This window comes from Solirubrobacter pauli (assembly GCF_003633755.1).
GTDB lineage: Bacteria > Actinomycetota > Thermoleophilia > Solirubrobacterales > Solirubrobacteraceae > Solirubrobacter > Solirubrobacter pauli.
On the sequence record NZ_RBIL01000002.1, the window covers coordinates 493,106 to 506,017 of the forward strand.

The following is a 12,912-nucleotide window of genomic DNA, read 5'->3' on the forward strand; positions in this document are numbered from 1 at the left end:
GCGTAGGTTTCTCTCCGTGAAGGAACGGATCGAGGAGCTCGCGCGGCAGCTGACGGAGCTGCGCGCTTCGTACTACGAGGGCACACCGTCGGTGGCGGACGCCGAGTACGACGCGTTGGAGGACGAGCTGCGGGCGCTGCTCGCCGAGCATCCGGAGCTGACGCCCGATCCGAACCCGCTCGAGCAGGTCGGCGCGCCCGGCGTGCTCCACGCGCCGGTCCGGCACTCACGGCCGATGCTGTCGCTGGAGAAGGCGACCAAGCCCGAGCAGGTGGAGGCCTTCATGGCCCGCTTCCCGGGCCAGCCCGTGATCGTCATGCCCAAGCTCGACGGGCTGTCGCTGGCGGTCGTCTACGAGGGCGGGCGGCTCGCGCGGGCCGTGACGCGCGGCGACGGGACGACGGGCGACGACGTGACGATGCTCGTCCGCGCGCTCGTCGACGGCGTGCCCGCGGCGGTGGCCTCCGACGGCCGCGTCGAGGTCCGCGGCGAAGCCGTGATGCTGCGGTCCACGTTCGCGGCCTACAACGAGGCGCACCCCGACAAGCCGCTGATCAACCCGCGCAACGCGGCCGCCGGCACGATCCGCGCGAAGGACCCGGCGACCGTGGCGGAGCGGCGGCTGCACTTCTTCGCCTTCGACCTGGACGCCTCCGAGGGCGCGGCGACCGACCTCGAGGAGGGCCTGCGCGCCCTGGGCTTCGACCCGGCCGGGATGCGGCACTGCGACGACGCCCCGGCCGCGCAGGAGGTCATCTCCTCGATCGAGGCCGAGCGGGCCGAGCTGGACTACGACCTGGACGGCGCCGTGCTCCGGCTCGCCGACCGCGACGCGTTCGCGGCCGCCGGCACGCGGTCGGCCTCTCCGCGCGGCGCGCTGGCGTTCAAGTTCGCGGCCGAGGAGAAGACGACGGTGCTCAACGACGTCGTCTGGGACGTCGGCAAGACCGGGAAGATCGCGCCCGTCGCGTGGCTGGAGCCGGTGTTCGTCGGCGGCACGACGGTCACGCGCGCGACCCTGGCCAACCAGGAGGTCATCCGCGCGCGCGGCGTCAAGATCGGCGACACCGTGCTGGTGCGCCGCGCCGGCGATGTCATCCCGTTCGTGGCCGGCGTCCTCGACGAGTCCAAGCGCACGGGGGAGGAGCGGGAGATCGTCCCGCCCTCGCAGTGCCCGTCGTGCGGGGAGCCGCTGACCGAGCGGGGCGAGTCACGCGAGCTGTTCTGCACGAACCTCGCCTGCCCGGCGCAGACCGTGCGGCGGCTGATCCACTGGGCGTCGCGCGCCGCGGCGGACATCGAGGCGGTCGGGCCGGTGTGGATCGAGCGCCTGGCGGCGTCGGGCGACCTCGAGCACCCGTCGGACTTCTACGCGCTGACCAAGGAGCGGCTGCTCGAGTTCGACCGGATCGGCGAGGTGAGCGCCGACCGCATGATCGAGTCGATCGAGGCCTCCAAGGACGTCGGGCTGCGGCGCGCGCTGATCGGACTCGCGATCCCGATGGCCAGCGAGGGCACTGCGGCGCGGCTCTGCCGCTCCGGCTTCAAGTCCCTCGAGGAGGTGGCCGACGCGGGCGTCGAGACGCTCGTCGCGGTCGAGGACATCGGGCCGAAGGTCGCGGAGTCGCTGACCACGCACCTCCAGCGCGTGCGCCCGGAGCTCGAGCGGCTGCGCTCGTTCGGCGTGTCGCTCGACGTGCGCGAGGAGGACCTCCCGCCCGAGGTCGCGGCGGGCGCGCCGCTGGAAGGCAAGACCGTCGTGATCACCGGCGCGATCGCCGACCCGCGCAGCGGCGAGAAGGTCCCGCGGCCCGCGTTTCAGCGCCTCTGCGAGCGAGCGGGCGCGACGACGGCCTCCTCGGTCTCCGCCAGTACGGACATGCTGATCACTGGCGCGGACGTCGGGGCGGCGAAGATCGCCAAGGCCGAGAAGCTCGGCGTGGCGGTCGTCGACCAGTCCGAGATCTGGGAGCAAATAATCAGCGCAGGAATCGTCTGACGGGGTACCTTGGGGTTCGAGGCCGCGCGCAGGGGTGCGGCGGCCCCGACAGTTGGGAGGTTCCAATTGCAGTTGTTTCGGCTGCAGCAACGGCGGTGCCGCATCGTGGCGGCGCTGCTCGCGGCAGCTCTGAGCGCCGGCACCGCGTTGCCGGCGACGACCCTCGCCGAGCCCGGCGGCTGGGACGGGGGCATGGGCTCGAGCTCGCCCTCGTCGCAGGAGTCGAGCTCGTCGAGCAGCTCGAGTAGCTCGAGTAGCTCCTCGTCGTCCTCGGACAGCGACAGCGACAGCGACGCGTCGTCGTCGAGCTCGTCCAGCTCGTCCAGCTCGTCCGACTCGGACAGCGACTCCGGCGGCGGCTGGGACGGCTCGGTGGGTTCGAGCTCGCCCTCCTCGCAGGAGGGCAACTACGGTGGCGGCAGCAGCGACTCGTCGCCCTCGTCGCCGAGCGAGGCCGCGGACGCGGCTGGCCCGTCGTCCTCGTCCTCGTCGTCGAGCTCGAGCAGCTCGTCCTCGTCGTCGTCGCCCAGCGCGGCGGCCGACGCGGCCAGCCCGTCGGCGAACTCGGGCGTGTCCGACTCGTCCGACTCGTCCGACTCGTCCGACTCGTCCGACGACAGCGGCTGGGACGGCTCGATCGGCTCGAGCTCGCCCTCGTCGCAGGAGTCCAAGTACGAGGGCGGCGGCGAGTCGCTCTCATCCTCGAGCGAGTCCGAGGACTCCTCGACCGACTCGTCGGCCCCGACGACCGCCATGGGCGACGTCGCCGGCCCGTCGAGCGACACATCCACGCCGGCCGCGGACACGAGCGACGACTCGTCCGCGACCGACTCGTCGGCCCCGACGACCGCCATGGGCGACGTCGCCGGCCCGTCGAGCGACACGACCACGCCGGCCGCCGAGCCGGCCGACGACAGCGGCTGGGACGGCTCGATCGGTTCGAGCTCGCCCTCGTCGCGCGAGACGCAGGACGCCACGGACGCCGACGACTCGGCCCCGGTGACCGCCATGGGCGACGTCGCCGGTCCGAGCGCGTCCACGAGCACGCCGTCGACCGACGACGACGCCCCGGCCGCCAAGGCCGAGAGCGCCGCGCCGGCCGAGGACACGACGCCGACGATGACCGCCATGGGCGACGTCGCGGCGCCGCCGAGCCACGCCGGCCCCGCCGGCGAGGACGCGGCGGACACCACCACCACCACGGCGCCGGAGACCACCGACGCCGCACCCGCGGACGAGACGCCCGCGTACACCGCCATGGGCGACTACGCCGGCCCGTCGACGCCGACGGTGGACGACTCGGACCTGAACATCGGTCCGAGCTCGCCCTCCTCGCGGGAGCAGCAGGAGACGCCGTCGACGATGGCGCCGTCCACCGCTCCCACGCAGAGCAACAACCGCACGAACACCACGTCCGCCTCCGAGGAGGAGGACGACGACACGCCGGCCGCGTACACGCCGATGGGCGACTACGCGGGCCCGTACGACGTCACGGACCCGGAGCTGACCGACACGAGCGACCCGTCGCTGCAGCAGTACGGGCCCGTGTACGACCCGTCCGAGCCCGTGTCGACCATGTCCGACGAGCCGACGTACACGCCGATGGGCGACCTGGCGATGCCGGGCACGCAGGCGCAGACGCCGAGCTCGACCTCGGTCCTGACCGGACCGGAAGAGGGCGTGGGCGTGTCGCTGACCGGCGCGTTCGGCCCGTACGGGGCGACCGTCGGCGGCTCGATCGACAAGGACCGCGTCGCGGTCTCACTCGGTCCGGCGGCCGGCTACGGCCTGTCCGGCAGCGTGGGGCCGGCCGATCCACCGGACCAGCTCCTCAGCGGGGCCGGCACGGTGTCGGGCGGCATCGGGCCCGTCGGCGGCTCGCTCGAGGTCAACACCGCCACCGGGATCACCGGGACGGTGGAGACGTCGATGGAGCACAACCCGGCGATCTCGCAGACCACCGCGCACTCGATCAACATGAACAACCAGGGCCAGGTCACCACCGACACCCAGGAGAAGGTCAACTTGGGCGTGTCGGAGGGCGTCACGGTGACCTACACGGTCACCCTCTCCATACCTCTGGACTGGGTCCAGACGGTCGGGAACTGGGTCGGCCTCGGTGAGCCACCCCGCAACGGCCGGGTGACCGGCGGCGGGTTCTAGACCAGCGGATACGGGTCCCAGACGGGACCGGCCTCGGGGGCGCCGTCGCGCACGACGGCGCCCTCGATCAATCCGTAGGGACGATCGTCGGCGTGGAAGACCTCGTTCGGGTTCTCCAGGCCGAAGGGTGAGAGGTCCACGACGAAGTGGTGCTTGTTGGGCATCGACAGCCGGATCTCCGCCACACCCGGGCACGCGTCGAGCACGGCGGAGCCCATCGCGTAGAGGGTCTGCTGAAGCGACAGCGAGTGGTGCGCCGCGAAGCACTCCAGCAGCGCGGCCCGCGCCGCGCCGAAGTCGGCGGACCCGTCGTGGCGCCAGCGCGCCGCCACCTCCGTCGCCAGCACGCGGTCGTCGGTCTCGGCCAACGTCGTGTAGCGATCGCGCGGGAACCCGTGGAACTCCGAGTCGGTCGTCTTGAGCACCACGAGCCCCGACAGCCCGGAGACGAACCACTGCGCGTCCGCCTCCGCGACCACCACCGCCACCCGCTGCTCGGAGGACGCCTGCGTGAACGCGTGGTCGCTCAGCCGCGTCCAGGCGACCTCGCGGACCTCCACGCGCGCCCGCGTGATCGCGCCGCCGACGAAGTGCCGCGCCAGCAGCGCCGCGAACGCCTCCGGCGTCCCGACCCCGTGCTCGCGAGCGAACGCGTAGACGGTGTTCTTCTGCGTGTCGGTCGCCAGCACGGCCGAGTTGTCGCCGTCCAGGTGCACGGCCTCGAGCGCACCCGAAAGCGCCACGGAGACGAGCAGATCCCGCACCTCGTGCGCCGGTGCGTCGCGGACGACCCGCACCAGATGGGTCTCTGCCTTGCCGTACTGGTTGATCCCGAGCCGAGCCATCGGAAGATGATCCCGCACGACAACGATTCCGTCACACGGGACGCGATCTTTCGTATCATGGAACGCAGATTTCGGGCAGGCTCACCCGAGCGGGGCTCATGAGCCACAATGGCCGCGCATCGAGGAGATCGAGGAGCAGCAATGGCATCGCAGGTCGAGGTAGATCCCCAGGAGACACGCGAGTGGCTCGAGGCGCTCGACGCGGTCGTCGCGAGCGACGGCCCGCAGCGCGCGCAGTTCCTGCTGGAACGCGTCGTCGGTCACGCGCAGCTGTCCGGCGCCACGCCCGCGCCCGCGGGCAACACGCCGTACCTGAACACGATCCCGCCGCAGGATGAGCCACCTCATCCCGTCGACGAGGCGCTGGAGCGGCGAGTACGCAGCATCGTCCGCTGGAACGCGATCGCGACGATCCTGAACGCGAACAAGACCAGCTCGGAGCTCGGCGGCCACATCGCGTCCTACCAGAGCGCGGCCGTCCTCTACGAGACGGGCTTCAACCACTTCTGGCACGCCCCGAGCGACAAGCACGGTGGCGACCTGGTGTACATGCAGGGTCATTCGAGCCCGGGCGTGTACGCGCGAGCGTTCCTCGAGGGGCGGATCCCCGAGGAGCAGATGCGGAACTTCCGCACCGAGGCCTACAAGACCGGCCTCAGCTCCTACCCGCACCCGTGGCTGATGCCGGACTTCTGGCAGTTCCCGACCGTCTCGATGGGCCTCGGCCCGCTGATGGCGATCTACCAGGCCCGCTACATGAAGTACCTGCAGGGCCGTGGCCTGGCGGAGACCGCCGGCCGCAAGGTGTGGGCCTTCCTCGGCGACGGCGAGACCGACGAGCCTGAATCCCTGGGCGCGATCTCGATGGCGGGCCGCGAGAAGCTCGACAACCTGATCTTCGTCATCAACTGCAACCTGCAGCGCCTGGACGGCCCGGTCCGCGGCAACGGCAAGATCATCCAGGAGCTGGAGACCAACTTCCGCGGCAACGGCTGGAACGTCATCAAGACGATCTGGGGCTCGCGCTGGGATCCGCTTCTCGCCCAGGACCACGAGGGTCACCTCCTCGCGCGGATGAACGAGGCGCTCGACGGCGACTACCAGACGTACAAGTCGCGCAACGGCGCCTACGTCCGCGAGCACTTCTTCGGCACCAAGCCGGAGCTGCGCGAGATGGTCTCCGGCATGTCCGACGACCAGATCTGGGCGCTCAACCGCGGTGGCCTGGATCAGCGCAAGGTCTACGCGGCCTACAAGGCGGCGACCGAGCACCACGGTCAGCCCACGGTCATCCTCGCGAAGACCATCAAGGGCTACGGCATGGGCACGGCGGGTGAGGGCCAGAACATCACCCACCAGCAGAAGAAGATGAACGAGGAGGCGCTGCTCTCCTTCCGCGACCGCTTCGAGCTCGAGATCACCGACGAGCAGGTCCGCAACCTCGACTTCTACAAACCGCCGAAGGGCTCGCCCGAGGCCGAGTTCATCCGCGAGCAGCGCGAGAAGCTGGGCGGCTCGCTGCCGGCGCGCCGCCGCAAGGCCGAGTCGCTGCCGACGCCGGAGCTGTCCGCGTTCCAGTCGCAGCTCGACGGCACCGGGGACCGCGAGGTCTCCACGACGATGAGCTTCGTCCGGATCCTGTCGACGCTCCTGCGCGACAAGCAGCTCGGCAAGCGGATCGTCCCGATCGTGCCCGACGAGTCGCGCACGTTCGGCATGGAGGGCCTGTTCCGCCAGCTCGGCATCTTCAGCCAGCTCGGCCAGCTGTACACGCCCGAGGACCGCGACCAGCTGATGTTCTACCGCGAGGACAAGCACGGCCAGGTGCTCCAGGAGGGCATCAACGAGGCCGGCGCGATGTCGTCGTGGATCGCCGCGGGCACGTCGTACTCCAACCACGGCGTCTCGACGATCCCGTTCTACATCTACTACTCGATGTTCGGCTTCCAGCGGGTCGGCGATCTCGCCTGGGCCGCCGGCGACAGCCGCACGCGCGGGTTCATGCTCGGCGGAACCGCGGGCCGCACGACGCTCAACGGCGAGGGCCTGCAGCACGAGGACGGGCATTCGCACCTGCTCAGCGCGACGATCCCGAACTGCGTCTCCTACGACCCCACGTACGGCTACGAGCTCGCGGTGATCATCCGCGAGGGCCTGCGGCGGATGATGTCCGAGCAGGAAGACGTCTTCTACTACCTGACGTTGATGAACGAGAACTACCAGCACCCGGCCATGCCGGAGGGTGCTGAGGAGGGCATCCTGCGCGGGATGTACAAGCTCGCGCCGGCCGCCGAGGGCGAGGCGCAGGTGCAGCTGCTCGGCTCGGGCGTGATCCTGCGCGAGGTGCTCGCGGCGCAGGCGCTGCTCGCCGACGACTTCGGCGTGGCCGCGGACGTCTGGAGCGTCCCGAGCTTCACGGAGCTCGCCCGCGACGGCCAGGAGGTCGAGCGCTGGAACATGTTCCACCCGGGCGAGGACGCCAAGCAGAGCTGGGTCGAGCGCCAGCTCGGCGACGCGACCGGTCCGGTGATCGCGTCGACGGACTACATGCGCGCGTTCGCGGATCAGATCCGCCCGTTCGTCAAGCAGCCGTACCGCGTGCTCGGCACGGACGGCTTCGGCCGCAGCGACTACCGCAAGACGCTGCGCTCGTTCTTCGAGGTGGACCGCCACCACGTGGTCCTGGCGGCGCTCACCGAGCTGGCCAAGGCCGGCAAGATCGACCCGAGCGCGCCGAAGACGGCCATCGAGTCCTACGAGATCGACCCTGAGCGCCCCGCGCCCTGGAAGGTGTGAGACGTGGCTAGCGAACAAGTGCTCGTCCCTGACATCGGGGACTTCGACGACGTCCCGGTGATCGAGGTGCTGGTCTCGGTGGGCGACGAGGTCGCCGCCGAGGATCCGCTGGTCGTCCTCGAGTCCGACAAGGCGACGATGGAGGTGCCGTCGCCCTCGGCGGGCAAGGTCGCGGCGATCACGGTCGCCGTCGGCGACAAGGTCAAGGAGGGCTCGGCGATCCTCTCGCTCGAGGTGAGCGGGGACGCGCCCGAGGCCGAGACGGCCCCCGAGGGCAGCGTCGAGCAGGACGTCAAGGCCGAGGAGTCGTCCGCCGCGGGCGACGTCGAGGAGCCCAAGCCGATCGACAGCTCCGAGCCGCCCGCGTCGCCGCAGGTGGAGGGCACGCCGTCCGGCAAGCCGTCCTCGCCGCAGCAGAAGGGCGGCCACAGCGAGGCGCCGCCGTACGCCTCGCCGGGCGTGCGCCGGCTCGCGCGTGAGCTGGGCGTCGACCTGTCGACCGTGACGGGGTCCGGCCGCAAGGGCCGCATCACCAAGGAAGACGTGCAGAAGGCGAAGGACGCGCCGCAGGCCGCGCCGGCCGCCGACGCCCCGTCCTCCGGCGCCGCCGTCGAGGGCTTGAACCTCGCGCCGTGGCCGAAGGTCAACTTCGAGCGCTTCGGCGAGGTCGAGCGCCATCCGCTCACGCGCATCCAGAAGATCAGCGGCCCGAACCTGGCCCGCAACTGGGTGATGATCCCGCACGTCACGCACAACGACGAGGCGGACATCACCGAGCTGGAGGCGTTCCGCAAGCGCACCAACGCCGAGCAGGACCAGGCGAAGGTGACGATGGTGGCGCTCCTGGCGAAGGCCGTCGTGGCGTCGCTGAAGGCCTACCCGGTCGTCAACAGCTCGCTGGACGGCGACGACCTGGTCCTCAAGCGCTACTACAACATCGGCTTCGCCGCCGACACGCCCAACGGCCTCGTCGTGCCGGTCATCAAGGACGCCGACAAGAAGGGCATCCTCGAGATCGCCAAGGACCTGACGGAGCTGTCGGGCAAGGCGCGCGCCGGCAAGCTCTCCGGCGGTGACATGCAGGGCGCGACGTTCACGATCTCGTCGCTGGGCGGCATCGGCGGCACGTCGTTCACCCCGATCGTCAACGCTCCCGAGGTCGCGATCCTCGGCGTCACGCGCTCCGCGATGAAGCCCGTCTGGAACGGCAGCGAGTTCGTGCCGCGCCTGATGGTGCCGCTGTCGCTGTCCTACGACCACCGGGTGATCGACGGCGCGCTCGCCGCGCGCTTCACCGCCCACCTGGTCAATCAGCTGTCCGATCTGCGGAGGGTCCTGCTCTGATGGAGGTCAAAGTCCCGGACATCGGCGATTTCGACGCCGTCCCCGTGATCGAGATCCTCGTCGCCGTCGGCGACGAGGTCGAAGAGGAGACGCCGCTGATCGTCCTCGAGTCCGACAAGGCGACGATGGAAGTGCCGTCGCCGGCGGCGGGCAAGGTGACGTCGGTCGAGGTCGCGGTCGGTGACCAGGTCGCCGAAGGCACGCTGATCCTGCAGCTCGAGGCCGCGGAGGCGAGTGCGCCCGCCGAGGCCGAGCCCGAGGGTGGCAACGTCGAGGAGAAGCCCGAGGCGCCGGCTTCCGGATACGGCGACAGCACCGGCCCGGCCGAGTCGCCCGCCTCGCCGACGACCGACGCGCCGACCTCGCAGGGCATCCCGGAGGACGCCGACGTCAAGGTCCAGGTGGCCGTGCTCGGCGCCGGCCCGGGCGGCTACACGGCAGCCTTCCGCGCCGCCGACCTGGGGCTGAGCGTGGCGTTGATCGACGATGGCGACACGCTCGGCGGCGTGTGCCTGAACGTCGGCTGCATCCCGTCCAAGGCCCTGCTGCACATCGCCAAGGTGCTGACCGAGGCGGAGGAGACGTCGGAGTTCGGCGTCACCTTCGGCAAGCCGTCGGTCGACCTCGACCACGTGCGCGCGTGGAAGGAGGACGTCGTCGGGCGTCTCGTGGGCGGCCTGGCGCAGCTCGCCAAGCAGCGCAAGGTCCAGGTCGTCAACGGCCTCGGCGAGTTCACCGGCCCGAACTCGATCAAGGTCGGCGACACCGTCGTCGGCTTCGAGCACTGCATCATCGCGGCGGGCTCGGAAGCGGCGTCGCTGCCGTTCCTGCCCGAGGACGAGCGCATCATCGACTCCACGGGCGCGCTCGAGATCCAGGACGTCCCGGAGCGGCTGCTCGTCATCGGCGGCGGCATCATCGGCCTCGAGATGGCGACCGTCTACGACGCGCTGGGCTCGAAGGTCACGGTCGTCGAGCTGCTCGACCAGCTCATCCCGGGCGCCGACAAGGACCTGGTGCGCGTGCTCGAGAAGCGCATCAAGGGTCGCTACGAGGCGATCCACCTCAAGACCGGCGTCGAGTCGGTCGAGGCGACCGACGACGGCCTGAAGGTCAAGTTCGGCGACAACGTGGAGACCTTCGACAAGATCCTCGTGGCCGTCGGGCGGCGCCCGAACGGCAAGAAGGTCGGCGCCGAGGCCGCCGGCGTCACGGTCGACGACCGCGGCTTCATCGCCTCCGACGGGCAGATGCGCACGAACGTGCCGCACATCTTCTCGATCGGCGACGTGCGCGGCGAGCCGATGCTGGCCCACAAGGCCACGCACGAGGGCGTGCTCGCGTCCGAGGTGATCGCCGGCCACGACGTCACGTGGGACGTCCGCTCGATCCCGTCCGTGGCCTACACGGACCCGGAGGTCGCCTGGACGGGCCTGACCGAGACCCAGGCCAAGGCCGACGGCATCGAGTACGAGGTCGGCGCCTTCCCGTGGGTGGCGTCGGGCCGCGCGCTGTCGATCGGCCGGGCGGACGGCCTGACGAAGCTGATCGTCGAGCCCGAGACGCATCGCGTCCTGGGCGCCGGGATCGTCGGCGTCAACGCGGGCGAGCTGCTCGCCGAGACCGTCCTCGCCATCGAGGCGGGCCTCGACGCCGAGGACATCGGCCTGACGATCCACCCGCACCCGACGCTGTCGGAGACCGTGGGCTTCTCCGCCGAGATGGCGGAGGGCACGATCACGGACCTGATGCCCAAGCGCAAGCGGAATCCCTAGGACTCCTGCGCAGTCGGCCGCACGAGGATCTCGTTGAGGTCCACGTGCGGCGGCTGCGCGACCGCGAACATCACCGCGCGGGCGATGTCGTCGGCGGTCAGCACGTCCTGCAGCTCGTGGGAGAAGCCCGGCGTCTCGACCATGCCGGGGGAGATGAGGGTGGTGCGCACGCCGGTGCCGTTGAAGTCCTGGCGGGCGGCCTCCGCCATGCCCGTGACGGCGAACTTGGTGGCGGAGTAGAGCGACCCCTTGAGCGCGCGGCGGCCGGCGATGCTGCTGGTGATCACGAGGTGGCCCTTGGACTCGCGCAAGGCCGCGGCCGTGGCCCGGATCGTCGCGTAGATCCCGAAGACGTTCGTGATGACCATCTGCTTGGCGTCCTCGGGGTCACCCGCCTCGAACCCGCGCGGGTGGCCGACGCCGGCGTTGGCGAACACGACGTCGATGCGGCCGAGCTGCTCGAGCGTGCGCCGGGCCAGCGCCTCGACCTGCGCGTAGTCGCCGACGTCGGTCTGCACGACCAGTCCGCCGGTCTCGTCCGCGAGCGTCTCGAGCTTGTCGACCGAGCGCGCGGCGAGCACGACGCGATAGCCGGCCTCGGCGGCCTGGCGGGCGGTGGCGGCGCCGATCCCAGTGGAAGCGCCGGCGATCAGGAACACGCGATCGTCCATGGTTCCTATCGTTACCCGGACCAATGCTCGCTGATCGTGCACGGATAGAAGTCGAGGCCGGACGCGGCGGCGACGGGTCGATGTCGTTCCGCCGCGAGTCGCGGGTGCCCAAGGGCGGGCCCGACGGCGGGGACGGCGGGCGCGGCGGCGACGTGGTCCTGCGCTGCGACGACTCGCTGCGCGACCTGCAGTCGTTCCGGCGCCGCGGGCGCTACAAGGCCGACCGCGGCGGCCACGGCCTGGGCAAGCTGATGCACGGCGCCGACGGCGAGCGGCTGGTCGTGCCCGTCCCGCCCGGCACCCAGGTGGAGCGCTGGGACGGCCGCACGTTCGACCTCGTCCGGCCCGGCCAGGAGGTCACGCTGGCCCGTGGCGGTCCGGGCGGCCGCGGCAACAAGAACTTCGCGACCGCGACGCGCCAGGCGCCGCGGCTCGCCGAGCGCGGGCTGCCGGGGGAGGAGGGCATCGTCGAGCTGCACCTCAAGCTCCTCGCCGACGTCGGCCTCGTGGGGCTGCCCAACGCGGGCAAGTCCTCGCTGCTGGCGACGATGACCCGCGCGCAGCCGAAGGTCGCCGCCTACCCGTTCACGACGCTCGTCCCCGTGCTCGGGACGATCGACGCCGACGACCGCCAGCTGGTCATCGCCGACATCCCCGGGTTGATCGAGGGCGCCTCCGAGGGCGCGGGCCTCGGCCACGACTTCCTCGCGCACGTCGAGCGCACGCGGCTGCTCGTCCACGTGCTCGACCTCGCGCCGCTGGACGGCTCGGCCCCGGTGCAGAACTTCGAGGTGATCGAGCGCGAGCTGGCCGAGCACGACCCGCGGCTCGCGTCGCTGCCGCGGATCATGGCCCTCTCGAAGGCCGACCTCGTCACGCCGGAGGTGGCCGAGGAAGCCGCCGCGGAGTGGCGCGAGCGGGTCGCGTTCCCGGTGATCGTCACGTCCAGCGCGACGGCGATCGGCCTCTCCGAGCTGCGCGGCGAGCTGCTCGAGCGCGTGCCGGTCGCGCCGCCGGAGCCCGAGGGCGCCGCCGCGGGCGAGGACGACGTCGCCGAGTTCGCGGTCTTCCGGCCGGTCAAGGGCCGTCCGTCGTTCGACATCACGCGCGGGCCGGCGGGCGAGTGGATCGTCACCGGGGAGGCGGTCGAGCGGCTGTTCATGCGCTGGGACCTCGAGAACGAGGAGGCGCAGGCGTACGTCGAGCGGCGGCTGCACCGCATGGGCGTGATCAGCGCGCTCGAGCGGGCGGGCTTCCAGCCGGGGGACGACGTCGAGATCCTCGGCACCGTGTTCGAGCTCGACCCCACCGGCTGAGCG

The 12,912-nt window shown here is 71.3% G+C and carries 9 protein-coding genes; 6 read left to right on the forward strand and 3 right to left on the reverse strand.

What is annotated here, in order from left to right; all coding sequences use genetic code 11:
* Nucleotides 1–16: 16 nt before the first annotated feature.
* Nucleotides 17–1,999, forward strand: coding sequence for an NAD-dependent DNA ligase LigA (ligA, locus tag C8N24_RS22240; RefSeq protein WP_211340110.1), 1,983 nt, complete (start codon nt 17–19; stop codon nt 1,997–1,999).
* Nucleotides 2,000–2,406: 407 nt separating this feature from the next.
* On the opposite strand, the gene C8N24_RS22245 is transcribed toward ligA, so the two are convergent.
* Nucleotides 2,407–2,853, reverse strand: coding sequence for a hypothetical protein (locus tag C8N24_RS22245; RefSeq protein WP_147447930.1), 447 nt, complete (start codon nt 2,851–2,853; stop codon nt 2,407–2,409).
* Between C8N24_RS22245 and C8N24_RS22250 the strand changes: the two genes are divergently transcribed.
* Nucleotides 2,852–4,162 (forward strand): hypothetical protein, encoded by a 1,311-nt coding sequence (locus C8N24_RS22250; RefSeq protein WP_147447931.1) that lies wholly within the window; start codon nt 2,852–2,854, stop codon nt 4,160–4,162. The two genes, C8N24_RS22245 and C8N24_RS22250, sit on opposite strands and share 2 nt — an antisense overlap.
* Here C8N24_RS22250 and pucL read toward each other — a convergent pair.
* Nucleotides 4,159–5,007: a factor-independent urate hydroxylase gene (gene pucL / locus C8N24_RS22255; protein WP_121254259.1), complete on the reverse strand. Its 849-nt coding sequence runs from the start codon at nt 5,005–5,007 to the stop codon at nt 4,159–4,161. The genes C8N24_RS22250 and pucL overlap by 4 nt on opposite strands.
* Before the next feature lie 141 nt (nt 5,008–5,148).
* On the opposite strand from pucL, the gene aceE reads away from it, so the two are divergent.
* From aceE to lpdA, 3 genes are read left to right on the forward strand one after another with little or no spacing between them, the layout of a single operon-like run.
* Entirely contained in the window at nt 5,149–7,803 is a 2,655-nt protein-coding gene (aceE, locus tag C8N24_RS22260; RefSeq protein ID WP_121254261.1) for a pyruvate dehydrogenase (acetyl-transferring), homodimeric type, read from the forward strand.
* A 3-nt stretch (nt 7,804–7,806) separates the two neighbouring features.
* Nucleotides 7,807–9,147, forward strand: coding sequence for a dihydrolipoyllysine-residue acetyltransferase (aceF, locus tag C8N24_RS22265; RefSeq protein ID WP_211340111.1), 1,341 nt, complete (start codon nt 7,807–7,809; stop codon nt 9,145–9,147).
* Nucleotides 9,147–10,922 carry a dihydrolipoyl dehydrogenase gene (lpdA, locus tag C8N24_RS22270; RefSeq protein WP_211340112.1) on the forward strand — a complete coding sequence of 592 codons (1,776 nt, stop codon included), beginning with the start codon at nt 9,147–9,149 and terminating at the stop codon, nt 10,920–10,922. The genes aceF and lpdA overlap by 1 nt, the downstream gene beginning before the upstream one ends.
* Here the strand turns inward: lpdA and C8N24_RS22275 are convergent.
* The gene (locus C8N24_RS22275; protein WP_121254267.1) at nt 10,919–11,593 is read right to left on the reverse strand and encodes an SDR family oxidoreductase; all 675 of its coding nucleotides are present in this window, start codon (nt 11,591–11,593) and stop codon (nt 10,919–10,921) included. The two genes, lpdA and C8N24_RS22275, sit on opposite strands and share 4 nt — an antisense overlap.
* Nucleotides 11,594–11,616: 23 nt before the next feature.
* On the opposite strand from C8N24_RS22275, the gene obgE reads away from it, so the two are divergent.
* Nucleotides 11,617–12,909 (forward strand): GTPase ObgE, encoded by a 1,293-nt coding sequence (gene obgE, locus C8N24_RS22280; RefSeq protein WP_121254269.1) that lies wholly within the window; start codon nt 11,617–11,619, stop codon nt 12,907–12,909.
* Nucleotides 12,910–12,912: the final 3 nt, after the last annotated feature.

Coding starts and splice junctions, on each gene's coding strand:
- C8N24_RS22250 (WP_147447931.1), top strand. CDS start 2,852: ATGGGCGACGTCGCCGGCCCGTCGAGCGACACGACCACGCCGGCCGCC.
- C8N24_RS22245 (WP_147447930.1), bottom strand. CDS start 2,853: ATGGCGGTCGTCGGGGCCGACGAGTCGGTCGCGGACGAGTCGTCGCTC.
- pucL (WP_121254259.1), bottom strand. CDS start 5,007: ATGGCTCGGCTCGGGATCAACCAGTACGGCAAGGCAGAGACCCATCTG.
- aceE (WP_121254261.1), top strand. CDS start 5,149: ATGGCATCGCAGGTCGAGGTAGATCCCCAGGAGACACGCGAGTGGCTC.
- lpdA (WP_211340112.1), top strand. CDS start 9,147: ATGGAGGTCAAAGTCCCGGACATCGGCGATTTCGACGCCGTCCCCGTG.
- C8N24_RS22275 (WP_121254267.1), bottom strand. CDS start 11,593: ATGGACGATCGCGTGTTCCTGATCGCCGGCGCTTCCACTGGGATCGGC.
- obgE (WP_121254269.1), top strand. CDS start 11,617: ATGCTCGCTGATCGTGCACGGATAGAAGTCGAGGCCGGACGCGGCGGC.